At 35.1% G+C, this 17,347-nt stretch carries 15 protein-coding genes; 1 reads left to right on the top strand and 14 read right to left on the bottom strand.

All coding sequences use genetic code 11. The features are described from left to right. Positions 1 to 157: 157 nt before the first annotated feature. From AC3IS5_RS08490 to AC3IS5_RS08440, 11 genes are all read right to left on the bottom strand, one after another. Positions 158 to 976, bottom strand: coding sequence for a PP2C family serine/threonine-protein phosphatase (locus AC3IS5_RS08490; protein ID WP_489427398.1), 819 nt, complete (start codon positions 974 to 976; stop codon positions 158 to 160). Then, positions 969 to 1,424, bottom strand: coding sequence for an HIT family protein (locus tag AC3IS5_RS08485; RefSeq protein ID WP_489427397.1), 456 nt, complete (start codon positions 1,422 to 1,424; stop codon positions 969 to 971). Before AC3IS5_RS08485 ends, AC3IS5_RS08490 begins: the two co-directional genes overlap by 8 nt. A 188-nt stretch (positions 1,425 to 1,612) precedes the next feature. Next, positions 1,613 to 2,587 carry a M23 family metallopeptidase gene (locus tag AC3IS5_RS08480; RefSeq protein WP_489427842.1) on the bottom strand — a complete coding sequence of 325 codons (975 nt, stop codon included), beginning with the start codon at positions 2,585 to 2,587 and terminating at the stop codon, positions 1,613 to 1,615. A 214-nt stretch (positions 2,588 to 2,801) separates the two neighbouring features. Continuing rightward, positions 2,802 to 3,503 carry a gamma-glutamyl-gamma-aminobutyrate hydrolase family protein gene (locus tag AC3IS5_RS08475; protein ID WP_489427841.1) on the bottom strand — a complete coding sequence of 234 codons (702 nt, stop codon included), beginning with the start codon at positions 3,501 to 3,503 and terminating at the stop codon, positions 2,802 to 2,804. Between the two features lie 162 nt (positions 3,504 to 3,665). Next, complete coding sequence (locus AC3IS5_RS08470; RefSeq protein ID WP_489427396.1) at positions 3,666 to 4,373, bottom strand: ABC transporter ATP-binding protein; 708 nt, start codon at positions 4,371 to 4,373, stop codon at positions 3,666 to 3,668. Positions 4,374 to 4,511: 138 nt separating this feature from the next. Continuing rightward, positions 4,512 to 5,411 (bottom strand): ABC transporter transmembrane domain-containing protein, encoded by a 900-nt coding sequence (locus AC3IS5_RS08465; protein ID WP_489427395.1) that lies wholly within the window; start codon positions 5,409 to 5,411, stop codon positions 4,512 to 4,514. Between the two features lie 310 nt (positions 5,412 to 5,721). After that, on the bottom strand, positions 5,722 to 7,014 hold the full coding sequence (gene hutI, locus AC3IS5_RS08460) for an imidazolonepropionase (protein WP_489427394.1): 1,293 nt from the start codon (positions 7,012 to 7,014) through the stop codon (positions 5,722 to 5,724). 6 nt (positions 7,015 to 7,020) lie between these two features. Further along, a complete protein-coding gene (gene hutU / locus AC3IS5_RS08455; RefSeq protein WP_489427840.1) occupies positions 7,021 to 8,691 on the bottom strand; it encodes a urocanate hydratase in 1,671 nt (556 codons plus the stop codon). Between the two features lie 15 nt (positions 8,692 to 8,706). After that, positions 8,707 to 10,038: a YjiH family protein gene (locus AC3IS5_RS08450; protein WP_489427393.1), complete on the bottom strand. Its 1,332-nt coding sequence runs from the start codon at positions 10,036 to 10,038 to the stop codon at positions 8,707 to 8,709. A 492-nt stretch (positions 10,039 to 10,530) separates the two neighbouring features. Beyond that, positions 10,531 to 11,208, bottom strand: a complete 678-nt coding sequence (locus tag AC3IS5_RS08445; RefSeq protein WP_489427392.1) for a hypothetical protein — start codon at positions 11,206 to 11,208, stop codon at positions 10,531 to 10,533. Then, positions 11,209 to 12,411 (bottom strand): pyocin knob domain-containing protein, encoded by a 1,203-nt coding sequence (locus AC3IS5_RS08440; RefSeq protein WP_489427391.1) that lies wholly within the window; start codon positions 12,409 to 12,411, stop codon positions 11,209 to 11,211. It abuts the gene before it with no gap. Between the two features lie 538 nt (positions 12,412 to 12,949). On the opposite strand from AC3IS5_RS08440, the gene AC3IS5_RS08435 reads away from it, so the two are divergent. Next, the gene (locus AC3IS5_RS08435; protein WP_489427390.1) at positions 12,950 to 14,425 is read left to right on the top strand and encodes a helix-turn-helix domain-containing protein; all 1,476 of its coding nucleotides are present in this window, start codon (positions 12,950 to 12,952) and stop codon (positions 14,423 to 14,425) included. A 174-nt stretch (positions 14,426 to 14,599) separates the two neighbouring features. Here the strand turns inward: AC3IS5_RS08435 and AC3IS5_RS08430 are convergent, their stop codons facing one another. The 3 genes from AC3IS5_RS08430 to AC3IS5_RS08420 all read right to left on the bottom strand — a co-directional run bounded on the left by AC3IS5_RS08430 (position 14,600) and on the right by AC3IS5_RS08420 (position 17,025). Further along, on the bottom strand, positions 14,600 to 15,256 hold the full coding sequence (locus AC3IS5_RS08430; RefSeq protein WP_489427389.1) for a uridine kinase family protein: 657 nt from the start codon (positions 15,254 to 15,256) through the stop codon (positions 14,600 to 14,602). Positions 15,257 to 15,289: 33 nt separating this feature from the next. Next, positions 15,290 to 15,901, bottom strand: a complete 612-nt coding sequence (locus AC3IS5_RS08425; protein WP_489427388.1) for a nucleotidyltransferase domain-containing protein — start codon at positions 15,899 to 15,901, stop codon at positions 15,290 to 15,292. 197 nt (positions 15,902 to 16,098) lie between these two features. Continuing rightward, positions 16,099 to 17,025: a hypothetical protein gene (locus tag AC3IS5_RS08420; RefSeq protein WP_489427387.1), complete on the bottom strand. Its 927-nt coding sequence runs from the start codon at positions 17,023 to 17,025 to the stop codon at positions 16,099 to 16,101. Between the last annotated feature and the right edge of the window lie 322 nt (positions 17,026 to 17,347).

Here is a 17,347-nt window from a genome sequence, read left to right as displayed (position 1 = left end):
CTTTAATTGCGTTAACTATTACTTCTAGATGTTGATGAAAATATCCTTCATGTATAATGGTAATTTATACAATTTCATTCCTTTTAATTAAGCAACTGTATAGAGTATTTTTGTATGATAGATTTAATTTTTCAATTAACTCTAATGAAAACCGGATCTAACTTTCCATATTGCTTGGTAAACTAGCCTGCTTGTGAACTTCAATTTTCCAAGTAATAATAGTTGTACTATCCCTTACATGGTGTTGTTCTATTTCTTTTAACAACTGCCATACACCTGCTTCAATTGATGTACCTTCAAATTGCTTGTTAATCATTAGTGGATCTTGAAAATCTACGCCTGGGCATTCAGTTAATCCATCTGTTGTAAGAAATAGATGATTGACGCCTTGCCTCAGTTCTTTTTTACCCATGCTATAACATGGTACATCTAATTCAAACGTATTCACTTGCCCTATCCATTCATAAAAACTGCGTTGATTTAACTGACTTTCTCCCATTTCAAGAAGTTCTTCACTAAACAAATGTAAGATGCAATCACCAACCGAGAACCACCATAGAAATTTGTCTTTTCGAATAACGATGAGACAGGCTGTTTCTCCTTGTACTTTGCGACAATCTGATAAGAAATTAGGTTGTTGAAATATTTCTAAAATAAGTGCATCCATCTTCTTCAAAGCGATACTAACAGATAAATTTAAGACATTTTGAATTCGTAGCTTTTCTTGCTCGAACTGCTTTATAATTAGCTCTGCGCTCTCCCCTGAATTATGGGCATCCAAAATCATAGCGAATTCCCAATCCATCTTATCACTTATCCAAATTAAGCAACCATCTTCATTTTTATACTGACCTGCAGATGAATTTCCACCGAATCTTCCAACTACAATATCGTTAATCTTTTCAATATTAGGCTCGTCAACATAGTTTTTTCGGCTACCTATCCAGGTTATTTCTGAATTATCATAGTTAATCATAAGGCGTCACCACTAAGTATTCTTTAATACGCAAACAAACTTGAGTTATTTCATTACCTAAACCTTTTGGAGCCTCTGCCCATTCGTTTAACTCCATTGGACTCCAATATTTTCTAGGTGTGTTCGGATAACGCGGAACAATATGCATATGCAGATGTGATACTGAGTTGCCAGAAACCATAGAATAGACATGTTCTGCTCCTTCAACTTTCGTTAAAGCTTTACTAACTCTAGTCATCATTAAACCAAATGCTTTTGCTTCCTCAACAGTCATATCCCCTATTCCAGGCGTATGTCTCTTTAAGTCAATCATAATATGACCAAGATATGTTGGGTTAGATCCTTTATCAATATGCCCTACAAAAATATAATCATCTTCATATATAGTAGTTCCAGCAGTAAGAACCTCTCCTTTATGTTTACTACAGATAAAACAATCTTGACTCATGAAAATCACCCCTATTTAAATTTGGCAAATATCCCATTTTATTTATATCATTCAATAATAATTCATTTCCAAAATTATGTATATATTATGAATTTCAATTTACTTGTGATAAGTTTATAATTCATTGATTAGGAAATAAAAAAGTACCGGATTATGGAGTTACAGATTCCATAATTCAGTACCTTTTTCTATATTTTTTTCGTACCTTTTTCTGCTTGTTCCCAAAGTCTTAGCGAAGGAAACGGATCAAATGCCCATTCATTTCTTCCGTTGTATTTATACATACCATAATGTAAATGCGGAGGGAATTTACCTGAAGTTCCTTTCTTGCCGTATCCAGAACTTCCCACATAACCAACTACTGTTCCAGGCTCAACGATATCTCCCAGTTTTATCCCTTTTTCATAACTAGACAAATGGGCATAATAATGATAAGTGTTATTATTATCGCGTATGCCTATTCGCCAGCCGCCAAATTCATTCCAGCCCATGACCTCAACGAGACCATATGTAGCAGATTTCACTGGAACACCATATGAGGCAAACAAATCTGTACCTTCATGCATCCTACGTCCGCCCCAACCTCTTGAGGCTCCCCAAGTACTGTGATAACTGTAATCATGTTTAATGGAAAGTGGGAAAGCTCGCTTATCTAAATTCAACGTTTTAAATTTCTCATAAATTTTCGCATTCGTAATGATTTGGTTTACTGTATCATCGACCTTATAATATTCCTTTAAAGCATGTTTAAAACCTTTTTCATCTGTACCATGTGCACTTAAATATTCTGCAAGTGCGTACATGACGTCATCATCATTTTGACGATCTGCATCACCATCATTGTTTCCATCAGCACCATTCCCATTAAAGAAACCAATGGATTTTAAGTTTGTATCATCCTTTTTAGGATTCAGTATCCCCGTCCAAAAGTCATCAGCAAACTGAATGGCAAGTACACCTTCTCTTTTCGGTATGTCATTACGTACTTGTTCAATATTCCTTTCAAATTGGTCAACAGCTGCCAAGTAATACCACGGCAATGTGTCATTAGAATATTTTATATAGTATTCCATGCGTTGTTCTAGAATCTGCTCTCTCGTTGGTTCTTCAGCAGCTGAAACATTGGTTGAAATAACAAAGAAAAATGCGCTTAAGAAAAGCATGAATCGAAGCCGTTGACTCAAGCTAAGATACCTCCTTTTTTGGACTTAGGATAGTTTTCCCCATTAAAAATGGATTCATGAATCTAAAATAATTTACTTTAGCGTATTTATCCGCATAAAATTATCAACACAGTAATCTCGAGCATTCAGCTCACTCAAATGAGATATTTTCCAAACAAAAAACGACTGTTTAAATACAGTCGCTTTGTACATATTATTTTATACAGGCATTGATAAATGCCTTCATTATTTCTGCTGATGTTTCATCATTATTTAACAACATACACTCTGGATGCCATTGTACCCCCATGACAAAGTGATGTTTTTTGCTTTCAAAAGCTTCAATAACTCCATCACTAGCTCTCGCTGATACTACAAATTCACCAGGTATCCTTCTATTTGCTTGATGATGGAAACTATTTACTTTAAACTTTTCCTTTTGAGCAATTGACTTTAGCATCGTATTGTCTTCTACGTGTACAAAATGTGACGCATGCCAACGTGGTGCTTGTTGTTGATGTTGTAAAAGATTCTCTTCTGTTTGTGTATAAATGTCCTGAAACATGTCACCACCTACAGCTATATTTAGAATTTGCGCACCTCTACAAATCCCTAAAATCGGTTTATTCTGGAGTAACATTTCCTTGACGATAGCAACTTCAAATGTATCTCGCTCAGGCGTTATAGATCCAAGCTTTTGATGTGGCTCTTCTCCAAAAAGTATTGGATCAATATCTCCTCCACCCGTTAACAGTAAACCATCAATCATTTCTACAATTAAATCGGCTTCAGTTTCCTCATAATTAGGAAGGACAATAGGTAAACCACCAAATTTTGAAATAGCATGAATATTATCAGTTGGAAGTGTAAGTAATTGTTCATTTAGGCTTGAAGAAATACCGATCACTGGTTTCACATTAAACCCCATTTCTCCTTTTTATTAAAAGGAATTTTTTATTATTATATTATGTCTAGTACTAAATTTAATGAAGAATTTGCTTACTACCACTAGAGTAGATATATTAAAATATACTGTTCTATTAATCGAAAAAGTACTATATTGGATTCCATAATCGAATTAATTTGTGGATACTTGTTTTGATAATAAGCTATAATAAGCTCCTTTATTATTTATCAGCTCTTTAGGAGTACCAAACTCAATTATGTCCCCATTATCTAACACTAAAATCTTAGATGCATTTCGTATTGTAGCTAGTCTGTGTGCTACTAGAACGATTGTTTTACCTTTAAATACTTCTTCCATTTGAGATTGTAATAAGGATTCAGTATTTGCATCTAATGCTGATGTCGGTTCATCTAACAGAATGATGGGTGGATCTTTTAATATTGCACTGGCAATAGCTAATCGTTGTTTTTCTCCCCCTGAAATACGAACACCTCGCTCTCCAACTACTGTTTCGTATCCTTCTGGTAAACTATCGATAAATTCTTCTAGTTGTGCTACTTTAATTGCGTGTAATATTTGATCTTCAGTCGCATTAGGAACTCCATAAATTAGATTTTCTTTTATTGTCCTATTCCAAAGAAATGGATCCTGCGTTACTAATCCTATAGCATTTCTAAAATTAATAAGATTATATTTTGAAATATCGACCCCATCAATACATACTGACCCTTCAGTTGGGTCATAAAAACGCATTAATAATTCTAATATTGTTGTTTTACCGCCGCCTGAACCTCCAACTATTCCTATAGTTTCACCAGGTTGTACTTTAAAAGAGACATTTTGTAAACCAGCTCGATTGTTTTCATATGTAAACGACACATTTTGAAACTCTATTTCACCCCTGACATTTTTTAGAGGGATTGCATTTGGGATTTCAATAATGGGTTCCTGTATATCTAAAAATGTATTTAATTGCTTTATGATAGGCCTAACATTAGTAGTTCCCATATAAGCAGTTTATATTTCATTTACTAAAGTGTATAGCTGAGGGACATATACTGTGAAAGCAATAAGCGATCCAATAGATAATTGATTATTACTAATATCCCAAGCACCTACAGCAAATACTATTCCTAATGCCATTGACTTTACCAATTGATTGAATATATCAGCATATGACCTTCGATATATACTCGTATTTAAATGCAGTTCTCTATGTTTTTTCAACAAACTCTTTACGTTTTTTATTTCATTTTGTTGTTGGGAGAAGATTTGGACATTTTTTATGCCACTGATTAGTTCCGTAAAAAAAGTCATTTCATTATTTGTATATTCCATATAACTCTTTGTTTTAGATTCTGATATTCTTCCTAACATATAAGTAGTGATAACTACGAGCGGAATAACTAAAAATGCAATTAATGTTAATTTCCAACTAATGCTGAGCATAAATATAGTCATTCCTATAAACATGAATAGGCTTGTAATACCGTTCAGTAATTCATTCGCTATATATACTTCACCTATTAAACCCGAAGTGCGAGTTACACGATCTACAATATCACCAAGTTTCAAACGATTTAAGTTAATTGATGATAGTGTAAAGGCCTTCTCAAACGCCATCGTTCTTAACTTTTCGGTTACATTCCCTCCGATTTTAATATTTAGTATGGTTCGTACAGTTCTAAAAATTGTTGATAGTATAGGTAAAACGGTTAAAATGACAATAAGCATAAACAATGCTTTGAAATTCTTTTCAGGAATTGCTGAATCAATTATTTGCTTCATAACTAGAGGTGATAATAAATCAATAAAAGTTGCGATGATCATTAACAAAATACCTGTCACGATTAAACGCTTTTTTTCAAACATAAGTGAAACAAAAAAATAAAGATTTCTTGTCTTCTTATCCGCCATTTACATCCCCCCCTTTAGAAATCATAAAACTTACATATATTTATTTAACCGAACTAATATATTTTAGACAAATATTCCAAAATACCTTTATTTTAGTGAAAGTAAATCTCTTCAATTTTTAATATTTGTTGAAGAACATTCACTATTTAGCCAATCCGCGCCCTCCTTTCAAGCAACCACACTATAGACGCCGGTCGGCTCATTTCCGATTCATTATTTTCAAAAATATGAATACGTCTCTATTAAACCATAGAAAAAAACCTCTGATTATTGCATCAGAGGCTTTTCCATAATAATTTTAAGCTCATTCTCAGTCAGTAACGTTTTGTAATTCACTACACAACACGCCATTTTCAACAACAACTCGACCATTTTTAATGACCGTATGTGTATGATTCATGCCATAGAAGTACTGCAGTTGTTGATAATTCGCAACATCAAGGATAAGTACATCTGCTTTTTTATCCTCTTCAATTGAGCCAATTTCTTGCCCTCGATTAATCGCATAAGCAGCGTTGATTGTTGTGGCTGTTAATACTTCCTCCATTGTCATGCCCATATTCATACATGCTAAATTCATGATAAATGGCAGAGAGATTGTTGGCGAAGAACCTGGATTAAAATCAGTTGAAATCGCTACTGGAACGCCTTCATCAATCATTAATCGCCCCCTAGCAGAATCCGCTTTTAAGAAGAATGCAGTCCCAGGTAATAATACCGCAACCGTTCCTGCTTCAGCCATATCACGAATACCTTTATCAGATGCCACTAATAAATGCTCTGCTGAAATAGCTCCCACTTCAGCAGCAAGCTCAGCACCTTCATATGGCTCGATTTCATCAGCGTGGATTTTAGGGATCAAACCATGTTCTTTCCCGGCTAATAAAATCTTGCGTGACTGCTCCGGCGTGAACACACCTTTTTCACAAAAGACATCATTAAACTCAGCAAGATTTCCTTCCGCTACTTTCGGAATCATGTCATTTATTATGATGTCTACAAATGCATCCGGATCGTTTTTGTATTCAGCAGGAACTGCATGTGCACCCATGAAGGTACTTACTACATCTACTACATGATTTTCTTGCAGCTTTTTCGCGACTTGGAGTTGCTTTTCCTCAGTAGTCCAATCTAAGCCATAGCCACTTTTCGATTCAACAGTTGTAATGCCATGTTTTAAAAAAGCATTGAGATGTTCATATGTTTTTTCATAAAGATGTTCAAATGATGCTTCTCGTGTTTTTTTCGTTGTAGCATGAATTCCACCACCGGCATTCATAATGTCCATATAGGTTGCACCGTTTAGACGCATTTGAAATTCATTTTCTCGAGTACCACCAAAGACTAGATGTGTATGTGCATCCACTAAGCCGGGCATAACCACTTTACCAGAAGCATCAATTATTTTCGCTTGTGATACCAATTCTGGATAATGTGCTCTCAATGATGCTTTTGTACCCGTTGCTACAATACGATCTCCACTTATTAATACACTACCATTTTCAATGATTTGTATATTGCTCATTTCTTCTTTTGTGCGAGCTTTTTTCTTGGTTCCTTGTAAAGTAATTAATTGATTTGCATTTTCAATGAGTATAATCATGTGTGATCACCCTTCTGTTTTTAACATTGGCATATGCACATTCTTCTCTTGTGCTGTTTTGATAGCGATATCATAACCCGCATCCGCATGACGAACAATGCCCATTCCAGGGTCTGATATTAATACACGATTAATTTTATCTGATGCCATTTCTGTTCCGTCTGCGACAAGCACTTGCCCTGCATGTTGTGAATAACCCATGCCTACTCCGCCGCCGTGGTGAACACTTACCCAACTCGCTCCACCTGCAGTATTGACTAAAGCATTTAAGATTGGCCAATCAGATACTGCATCCGAACCGTCTTTCATACCCTCAGTTTCACGATTAGGAGATGCCACTGAACCTGAATCTAAATGATCACGACCGAATACGATTGGCGCCTTTAACTCACCAGATGCCACCATTTCATTTACTTTTAAAGCAAAACGGTGACGGTCTCCATAACCTAACCAACAAATACGTGCAGGTAAACCTTGCCACTTGACCATTTTCTGAGCCATATCAATCCAGTTCACAAGACCTTCATCATCTGCAAACATTTCTTTTGCAAGGGCATCTGTTTTGTAAATATCTTCAGGATCACCTGAAAGTGCAGCCCATCGGAATGGTCCTTTTCCTTCACAGAATAGTGGTCGAATGTATGCTGGAACAAAGCCTGGGAAATCAAAGGCATTTTCGATACCCATTTCTTGAGCGTATTTGCGAATATTATTACCGTAGTCAAATACTTCTGCTCCTGCAGTTTGGAAATCGAGCATGGCTTGCACATGATCAGCCATCGCTTGTTTTGCCTTTTGCTCATAAAGTTTCGGATCACTCTTGCGCAGCTGAAGTGCTTCATCAAGTGTCATATGATTCGGAATGTAACCATTTAATGGGTCATGCGCACTTGTTTGATCCGTTACAAAATCAGGAACAATCCCACGGTCAAAAATTTCACGATAGACATCCGCACAGTTACCGACAAGCCCGATGGAAGCAGGTTCATTTTTGTCTTGAAGCTGTTTAGCCAATTTCAGTGCTTCATCTAAATCTTCTGCTAAATAATCACAATACCCTTCCTTGATTTTACGTTCGATACGTCTCTTATCGACTTCGACAACTAATATAACAGCTCCAGCCATTTTACCAGCTAGCGGTTGAGCGCCACTCATACCACCCATGCCGCCAGTTAAGATTAATTTCCCCTTTAAATCCGCTGATCCAAATACTTTTTTACCCGCTTCCACAAAGCTTAAATATGTGCCTTGCAAAATACCCTGTGCACCAATATAGATCCAACTTCCAGCTGTCATTTGTCCATACATCATTAAATCTTTATCTTCTAATTCATAAAAGTGCTCCCAATTTGCCCACGCTGGAACTAAGTTTGAATTTGCGATTAATACACGTGGTGAATGCTCATAAGTGCGGAATACTGCGACAGGTTTCCCTGATTGCACAAGTAAAGTTTCATCATTTTCTAGCTTTTTCAACGACTCGATAATTTGGGCATAGCTTTCCCAATTACGAGCAGCTTTCCCTATTCCCCCGTAAACAACAAGTTCATCAGGATTTTCAGCTACTTCTGGATCCAAATTATTCATTAACATACGCATAGCCGCTTCTTGCGTCCAGCCTTTACAAGTTAATTCACTGCCAGTTGGTGCTTTAATATTTTGCATAACATTTTCCATCATGACACACTCCCTTTAAAATAGTAAAAATGCGATTGGTGTTACTAGAATTAGTGTTAAAACAACACGTTGGAACCAAATGATAATTAGTTGACGTATCGTTAAAGGAATATCAGTTGAAATGATTACAGGAATTACTGCTGAGAAAAATAAAATAGCGGAAATAGACACAACGGCTACTATAAATTTCGTCACGACCGTTGCTTTCACGACTAATAATGCCGGTAAGAAAATCTCGGCAATAGAAACCGCTAAAGCTTTAGCAGTCAACATAGGCTCAGGTAATTGCAAAATCCATGTGAATGGTACAAAAATATAGGCAACCCAATCAAATATAGGTGTATACATTGCTAATAAAAGACCTAGTAATCCAATTGAAAGAATGGATGGTAAGACACTCATTGTCATCAACAAACCTTCTTTTAAATGCTGTAGAAGGTTCTTTAACAATGGTGGATTATGCTTCACTGCTTGCATTGCTTCAGACCACGCAGTTAATAGTCTTTTTTCAGTTACAATCACTTCTGGATCACCTTGTTCTACAATATACTCATCTTTTAACTTTCCAAGTGGCCATATTCTAGCTGTAATTGCCGTGACCATAAAAGTAACGATGAGTGATACCCAGAAAAACGAAGTCCAATAGGCCATTAAATCTAGTGTATTCGCTACAACAACCATGAATGTTACCGAAACAGTTGAGAAACCGGTTGCAATAATGGCCGCTTCACGAATCGTATATTTCCCTTGTTTGAATACACGATTGGTTAGTAATAAACCAACAGAATAACTACCAACAAAAGAGGCTACTGCATCAACTGCAGAACGACCAGGTGTTCTAAAAATCGGGCGCATAATAGGTTGCATGAATACCCCAATAAATTCAAGCAAACCATAACTGACTAACAATGCTAAGAAGATAGCTCCAATCGGAATAAGTACCCCTACAGGTTTTATCAACTTCTCCATTAAAAAAGGCCCTACACTTGGGTCAAACAGCCAATCTGGCCCTATCCCAGATATAAGTAATAAACCAATGCCTAAACCAATTACCTTAAAAACTGACATCACAATATTAACGATATCCTTATTCCATGTTTTTGTGATAAATGGATATGCAGCTCCACAAACTAGCATTATTATGATATAGACAGTTACAAAAGTTGCTGCATTTGTCGATATCCAGCTAACAATATGATCTAGTAAAATAGAAGATTTTTCGTTGTATGTAAAAGTAACAAAGAAGCTAAATATACCGATCAAGCTGCAGATTACAAATTTAAAAACTGACATAAAATCTGTTTTTGAATTCTTTACAGTCAACTCATTTTCTCGAATGTCCTCCATTTCAACCACTCCCCCTTTTTATAATTTTAAAATTCTGACCATTAAAAATATATGTAAAAAAGTTTTAAAAAAGAGGAATTATTTTGGATTGCATGGAATTATATTAGATTAGATAGGGAATTATTTTATATTTATTATTAAAAGTGCATTTACCATAAAAAATAGATGAGTAGCAACCTAGATGAAACTGGCAAATAAAAAAGAGTATACCAATCTCCAGTTTTCTGAAAGTGGGATACTCTTACCAATTCAATATTCAAAATTTAAAACGTACTAATTAGCATGGATAATATAACTGTTGAACCGAGTGTAAATGTGTAAAATCTCATTAAAAAACTTTCTAGCTTCTCATTACTTCTTGTTAGTTAGCGAAACAGACTGGATTAAATCATTATGAAACCATTTTATAAATTTCTATCCACGAAATCGACCTTAAAGTATTCCAATCACATCAAATAGCATAATAAAAAGAGCTGAATGACCTCCTAGAATTCAAACTAATTTAATCGTCATTCCTGCTTTATAGACTTTAAAGTTTAATGAATCATCCGTGTTTTTATCCCCATTTGCAGAAAATATCCTTAACTCAATTTGATCTGTCGTCAAAATTGCCCCCGTGTTAAACCGGTTACTTTTCAGATCTTGTTTAACTCCAACTCTCGGAGTGCTAGACATTATCGCCGTACCATTGGCCAGGTATTTTTTTTGTGTGGCGTTCCATATACTCACCTGTATAAAATCTACTTTGGTATAGGAATATGATACTTCTAATGACATTGTAAAATCATAATAATGGTTTGGAACTAGTGGTCCAATCGGTATGACTAGCCCCCTCCCAGCCCAAGGAGTTGAAACATGGAGATAGTCTGTCGTATTTTCAATAATAACTGACGCCTTGTCGTTTACCCTTGCTTTGGCTGTATTAATCGGTTTGATGATGTTTACAACAACTTTAATTGCTTTCATACCCTTGTGAGTTTGAATTCTAAGGAAAGAAGAATTTTCTACCCCTCCCACCTTCGCATCAGCTAGTTCATAGCAAGCTAGACCTTTATGCGTCATTACCTGAAGTGATTTATCCAGGATAGAAGTATCTTTCATTGAGTACAAAGGAATTTCAAATGTCCCTTTAGCTGTTTGGATGCGTTGATAGGCAATAGGTGTGCCCATCTACAGATCACCCCTAATCCACATTTTACCAATCGAAGGATTTACAGGGTCTGCTGATAATACTTCGATGTTTGCAGGACCACCACCATTACCACTCAATTTCCATGGAGTCCAGTCAGTTAAACCGAACTTTGATCTAATATAGAAATTCTCAGTTCCTTGATGTGGAACATAAAATTGCGCTACGTTGTCTCCCGTTGTGAAAACAGTCATAATTCCATATTCATAAGCTCCTACAGGCTGATGAAGAGCTGCTGTTAATCCTGATGGCTCAATGATTCGATACGTTCCCATCTTCTGGACCGTATTCCAGTCACGCCCCACCAATTCACCTTCTGCGGTCAATCCACCAACACCGACTCTGTTTGAGTTCTCACCATTGTTGACGTAACGTTCCTCAGGAAAGAACATCATATTTATGTTGTTCATGGAACTCGTAGAGGTAAATTCTGCAATAGGTCCTGTATGTTGAATCAACTGTGTATCCCATAGAACGCCGGTGAACGAATTACCCATACCTGAAATTTTTAGAATTTGTTTAGTGGAAGTGCCTGGTTGAATTTGCAGGTCTGAAAATATGTTCCCTGAACATTCAAATGGAACAGAAGTATTTGATTCAATCACAATCATTTGATTACACTCTGAAAATGTGATTTTGTCGAATCGGTTTGCATTGATCCACGTTTGGCCCTTAGTTGGTTCAGTTGCTTTTAATTTAATGCCGATGTCAAAATTCCATATCACAAGTCGTTCAATGTTTAGAAATTGAATTTGATGAGTGTCTCCACCCGAGAATAAAGATAAACCTATCCCGCTAGTCGTTGACGTCCAGTTCCACATGACTAAATCACGTATAACTGTTTTGGCACTAGTACTATCATACCTATATTTTCCGTCTAAATAGACAACTTCCTTCGCGTAATTATTAATTCCTATACTGATCGTACCACCACAAAAAGAAGCACCTTGTTCCAACTCAAAACCTCTCAAATTTGCATCTAATGAGTAATGAGTTGCACGTTCTCCGCGTAACTCTACCCCTTCACGGATCTTGATTGTTGCGTTTAGTTGGTATTTACGTTCTTCTGCAATGACGACTTTTTGCTTATTTGCAAACGCAAAATCTAACGCAGCTTGAATTTTGATGGCATCCGTCGCCCCTGTAAAATCACTGACAAACACCTGTGTTTTGGATTCACTCATTCGAAACCTCCACTAATTTAAATTTTAAACCTCATAATAATTTACCTTACCTATATCAAAATCAAGTGGTAAAATGTCCCTCACCAAATAAACGAATCTTAGTAATTGGTTCGTTTATTTAGGTTTCCTACTTTTACAAAGTTACACCTCATAGTATCCTCAAATTCATTCAATGACTTCAACTCAATTTCCAGAAATATGGTGGCTTAGGTCCACAGAAATTTAAAAGTCTTTTTCCATCTCACTAATTTCCATTTAGCCGCCTCCAGAAATCATTGTTCCAAAACATCATATGCTAATACAGTTTATCCCACGAATTCATTTGCAGTTGTTTAAATAATTGTCTTTAGATCATTTAAACCATTTCAATAAACTGTTGACGATTTAGGCATTATCCGGGCAGCTTTAAAATAGGTGATAATGCAAAAAGAGGAATTATTTTAGATTGTATAGAATTATATTAGATTACATAGGTACTTTTTTTAGATTTTATATCAACAACGTATTAATCATAAAAATTGGAGTGGTGGTGAGCAGGATGAAACTATTAATAATCGATAGAGATCAAACCGAAAGAACGGGCATTCAATGGTTTATAAAACACTATCAGTTGGATATTACAACTGTATACGAGGCAGGAACCGTCGAAGATGCTATAAATTGTCTTGAAATGGAGAATCCAGAAATTGTTTTGCTAGAACTTGAAATATTAATGCAAGATAAAACAAATGGATTAAAGAGGGCTTTATCGATTCAACCTCATCATTTAATCACAATAACTGCTGAACCCTTATTTAAAAATGCACAAGAAGCTCTTTCTTTACGAGCTTTAACTTTGCTAGTAAAACCAATCGATTTGAATTTGTTGAAACAGTATTTAACACATGCATCTCGTCAAGTTTCGAATCCTTTTAGAGATACACTTTCTTATGTACAAGAGAACTCAATATATCCAGCATTATTTATAGATGATTCTCCAACTCCAATAGAAGACAATGTTTTTTGCTTTATGATAGAAACTGAGTTTTCAGAGCAAAATGAGTTACTCTTTCATTGGATACAATCTCTACCATTCTCACAGCACTTTACCTTTTATCCATTATCAAAAAGAATTATGTGCTTTTCAAATGATAAAAACCTAGAAGAGTTAATTAAAAAGGTAAAATCAATTATGCGAGAGTGGACTAAGTCTCATAATGCCCATTTAAATATCGCCATTTATGATACACCAAATCAATCCATGAAAACTATGTATAATGCATTAAAACAGGCATTGAGTTTGCGTTTCCAAAATGGGTTCTCTCAAATTTTTTATATTAGCCAAATGCCTGTCTACAAAAAATTCGATCACTTTTTAACAATTGAACAGCAACGCCTTTGGATCAATAGCTTAGAGCAAAATGATGTCCAAGCTATTAAGATATTTTTGTATAACATTTCTAATTTGGAGATTTACTATCAACCCGATGCCATCCGCATTCATCTTACAAGCATATTAGCTCAAGTAAGACGCTTTATGCTGAAATATCAAATGGATAAAATGATTGAATTGGAAAAGAAATACGACCTATTATTTGAGATGGTTTTGAATCATCCTGTTCTCTACACTATCATCCAAGAGTTCGTCCTCTTTTGCCAAAATGTAATGAATCAAGCAGTACACCAAAAGGAAAACGGCCAGTTTGATTATGTAAATGGAGCACTAGATTATATTGATATTTATTACTCCGATAGCAAGTTGAACCTTAAAACACTGGCTGACTTCTTAGGTATTAGCACAAGCTACTTAAGCATGTTATTTTCAACAACTAAAGGAGTTACTTTTAAACAATACTTAAATGAAAAGCGTCTTACACATGCTATACAACTTCTTAAAGAAACTAGTTTGCCAATTAGTGACATCGCCACAACGACAGGATTTAATGATGCAAATTATTTTTCAAAAGTATTTAAATCGAAATTTACTACTAGCCCTATATCGTATCGCCAGCAAATGAAAACGGTAATTAATTGAGCCGTAGGCTAGTGCACCTTATTAAAAGGTAATCTTTCTAAGATTTCAGTATCTAAGTAAATTAGAGAGATTGAAATGGCATCATAAATTTTGAAAAACTCATAAACATGTTCTTATTATTGGTAAACAAAGAAGAATCCATTTTGAAAAATGCCTGTTCAAAATGGATTCCCTTCATTTCAATATAAATTCAAAAGTATTTTTTTCTAGACAAAATGTTTCATCAGAACTTTTGATAATAATATCAAAATGCTGACTGTATGGATGCATAAACACTTCGTACTGAATTCGACGTTCATCATGAGACTGCCTTAAATAATTGATATCAGTTCCCCTTTCAACAATATCACGGCTCGATCTTCTCATTAATTCCGTTTCACTATCTGTATAGAAGTAAATTTTCAAATCAAATAAATCTGGATTAATAAATGCGACACTCATTCCTTCTACAATCGTTACTTTGTTTTTTGAAGAAATTAATTCGCTTTTCATATAATGTGAATCTATCGTATATAAATCTAAACCATCTCTAACCATCTGAACATCTCTTTCTAATGAAGGCAAATGATGCGCTGATGGATGGCAAGCAGTCATTTTAAAACGATGACTCTCGTTTTGATATGTATAGTCGATAATTGCATGTTTTCGTATGTTCGAACTAACAATATAAGGATCTGTATTAATATAATTCACTTCGTCTTGATCTAGTAGCTTTAATAACTTATTGGCAAATGTTGTTTTTCCAGCAGCACCATGTCCTGAAATGCCAATAACAATCTGTTTATCAGTCATTCTGACCCAATTGATAACATCTTGTAAAATCATATCCATCATTCTTCCCCCTGTACTATTAAACTGCACTTATTAAAGGTATATAACCCATGCATGTCCTTCAGGAAATTGTTGAATTAATGATTCCTTAAGCCATTCTTTTTCTTTTGCTGTCAGTATAGGGAGAATGGTTTGAAAATCATCAACATCTTTTTCCCGGACTTTCGAAGAACCTGCCCTATAGAGTAGTAGGACTTCTGGTTTCAAATAAGGTATCCCTTCGGTTGTCATTAAAAACAGTTCTTCCATTGCTCTTGTTATTGAGTTTTCTCTTCGATAAAACCAATTACTTTCTTCAGTATCAAATATCATAATTTGAAATGCCCAGGGTGAATCATTGTACTTACTAACCCATATATCTTTTGTTGAGTTTAAATACTCACCATCTTCCCACGGTATGAGCTTACCATTCTCCGCCTTATATAAAAGCCAATTTTTCATTAATAATTGTTGAACAATTTGTTGGTCCTGTCGATTGATTGTTACATCGATATCACTATGTTCCCTACTCTTATTTCCTAAATGTAAATCAATTGCCCAACCACCTGCGATATACCACCCTATTGGAATTTCAGAAAACACTTCACATATTTCCGAAACAGTTATTGGCATCCAATTATCAATATCTGTCCTCAAACTATTCACTCCTCTATATCCCTACAAGTCTTCAGTCAAAAACAAAAGGTTTGAATCCTGTTCAGTACAGAGTCCAAACCTTTTATGGTGCTATGCCATTTGGTACATTTCATTGTGCCAATTTCTTAGATTTCATAATTTATCATTTCAATATTCATTGATTTATCTAATAACATTTTTAACTCATTTTTCACCAACACTTTCTACTATTTTTGCAGTTGATTTGCCTGATAATAATCGGCTAGCTCCAATTCTAATCTGTCATACAAATGTTCTTTCAGATAGTTAGAGACGAAATGCTCTTTCTCCTTTTCGATTTCAGAAGAATAGAACAGTTTTTTGAATAGCCCAAATTTATTTTGGCTTTCAAACTGACTTAATGCTTCGGCACGTAATTCAGAAACGACCACGTTTTCAATATGGCGTTCTCTTAACTTCACAGCAATATCCTTCACTTTATGAGAAGTAATGTCTTGAATTTGATCTTTTAACATCTCATTATCCTTTATTAACTTCTCTGTTTGTGCTTTTATCTCTTCTATCTGTTCATTCGATTCATTTGGAGGTGCAACCAATCTTTGTTTGAAGAAATCTTCATTCACTACTATTTGAGTTTCAGAAGTATCCTGTTTGTTGAATTTAAATAACCCTGTTTGAAGCATTTGATTAAGAACGTTACTAAGGATATCTACTTTCTCACCTAAATGATCAGGAACTGTGACTGCTGTTTCTTCGGCAAAATGAGGTCGTGGATTTACACGCCCCACATCATCTATGCCCAATAGTTGTTTTAAACCTTTGACTCGGTACTCATCTTTTAACAACATAATCATTCTCAGTTTTAATATTGCTAAGAAAGATAGACGTATAACTGTTGTCGTAGAGGGGGTCACTTCTTGGTCGAGAAAAATATATTCCTTAAATGGTTTGATATAGTATCGTAGCTTCGCATCCGATATGCCAAACCACACAGCGACATCCGTAATTGAATAGAACTTATTTTCAATTATTTCTGCTAAATAAGAATCGCTGTATAATTTCGCTTCCATAGGTGTTTCACGTACGACCGTAAATAATGGATCATGAATTAATACTGCTTGTATTCTTAGCTTCATTTCTTCCGTTACTTTCAATTCGCTCACCTCTGTCCTATACAGTCCAAATTGATATTTATCTTCTATATTCAAGAAAAAACTATGCTTTTTTAACACATTTTTTCTACTCTCTAACTCTATTCTATTAATTTCTATTCTTTTCCTTCTAAATTCAAAAAATCACTGACAAAAAAACACCATTCGCTAATGGAATGGTGTAAAAAAAGTGATTCTAATCTACCTGAAGAGACCTTTTGCAGTGTTGATTACTTTCCACCAACATCCTTAGCACCTCTTATAGCTTTAGCTTAAATATGTATTAATTCTTTTTCTTATTAAGCCCTATAACAAAAGTAGGTAT

The organism is Viridibacillus sp. KH_047, assembly GCF_057838945.1.
This window is presented reverse-complemented; position numbering and strand designations above follow the sequence as displayed.

What these genes read in the sequence shown, in the direction of transcription:
- AC3IS5_RS08490 (WP_489427398.1), bottom strand. Translation starts at nt 976, where the DNA reads ATGATTAACTATGATAATTCAGAAATAACCTGGATAGGTAGCCGAAAA.
- AC3IS5_RS08445 (WP_489427392.1), bottom strand. Translation starts at nt 11,208, where the DNA reads ATGGGCACACCTATTGCCTATCAACGCATCCAAACAGCTAAAGGGACA.
- hutI (WP_489427394.1), bottom strand. Translation starts at nt 7,014, where the DNA reads ATGATTATACTCATTGAAAATGCAAATCAATTAATTACTTTACAAGGA.
- AC3IS5_RS08485 (WP_489427397.1), bottom strand. Translation starts at nt 1,424, where the DNA reads ATGAGTCAAGATTGTTTTATCTGTAGTAAACATAAAGGAGAGGTTCTT.
- AC3IS5_RS08450 (WP_489427393.1), bottom strand. Translation starts at nt 10,038, where the DNA reads ATGGAGGACATTCGAGAAAATGAGTTGACTGTAAAGAATTCAAAAACA.
- AC3IS5_RS08465 (WP_489427395.1), bottom strand. Translation starts at nt 5,411, where the DNA reads ATGGCGGATAAGAAGACAAGAAATCTTTATTTTTTTGTTTCACTTATG.
- AC3IS5_RS08430 (WP_489427389.1), bottom strand. Translation starts at nt 15,256, where the DNA reads ATGGATATGATTTTACAAGATGTTATCAATTGGGTCAGAATGACTGAT.
- AC3IS5_RS08440 (WP_489427391.1), bottom strand. Translation starts at nt 12,411, where the DNA reads ATGAGTGAATCCAAAACACAGGTGTTTGTCAGTGATTTTACAGGGGCG.
- AC3IS5_RS08480 (WP_489427842.1), bottom strand. Translation starts at nt 2,587, where the DNA reads ATGCTTTTCTTAAGCGCATTTTTCTTTGTTATTTCAACCAATGTTTCA.
- AC3IS5_RS08435 (WP_489427390.1), top strand. Translation starts at nt 12,950, where the DNA reads ATGAAACTATTAATAATCGATAGAGATCAAACCGAAAGAACGGGCATT.
- hutU (WP_489427840.1), bottom strand. Translation starts at nt 8,691, where the DNA reads ATGGAAAATGTTATGCAAAATATTAAAGCACCAACTGGCAGTGAATTA.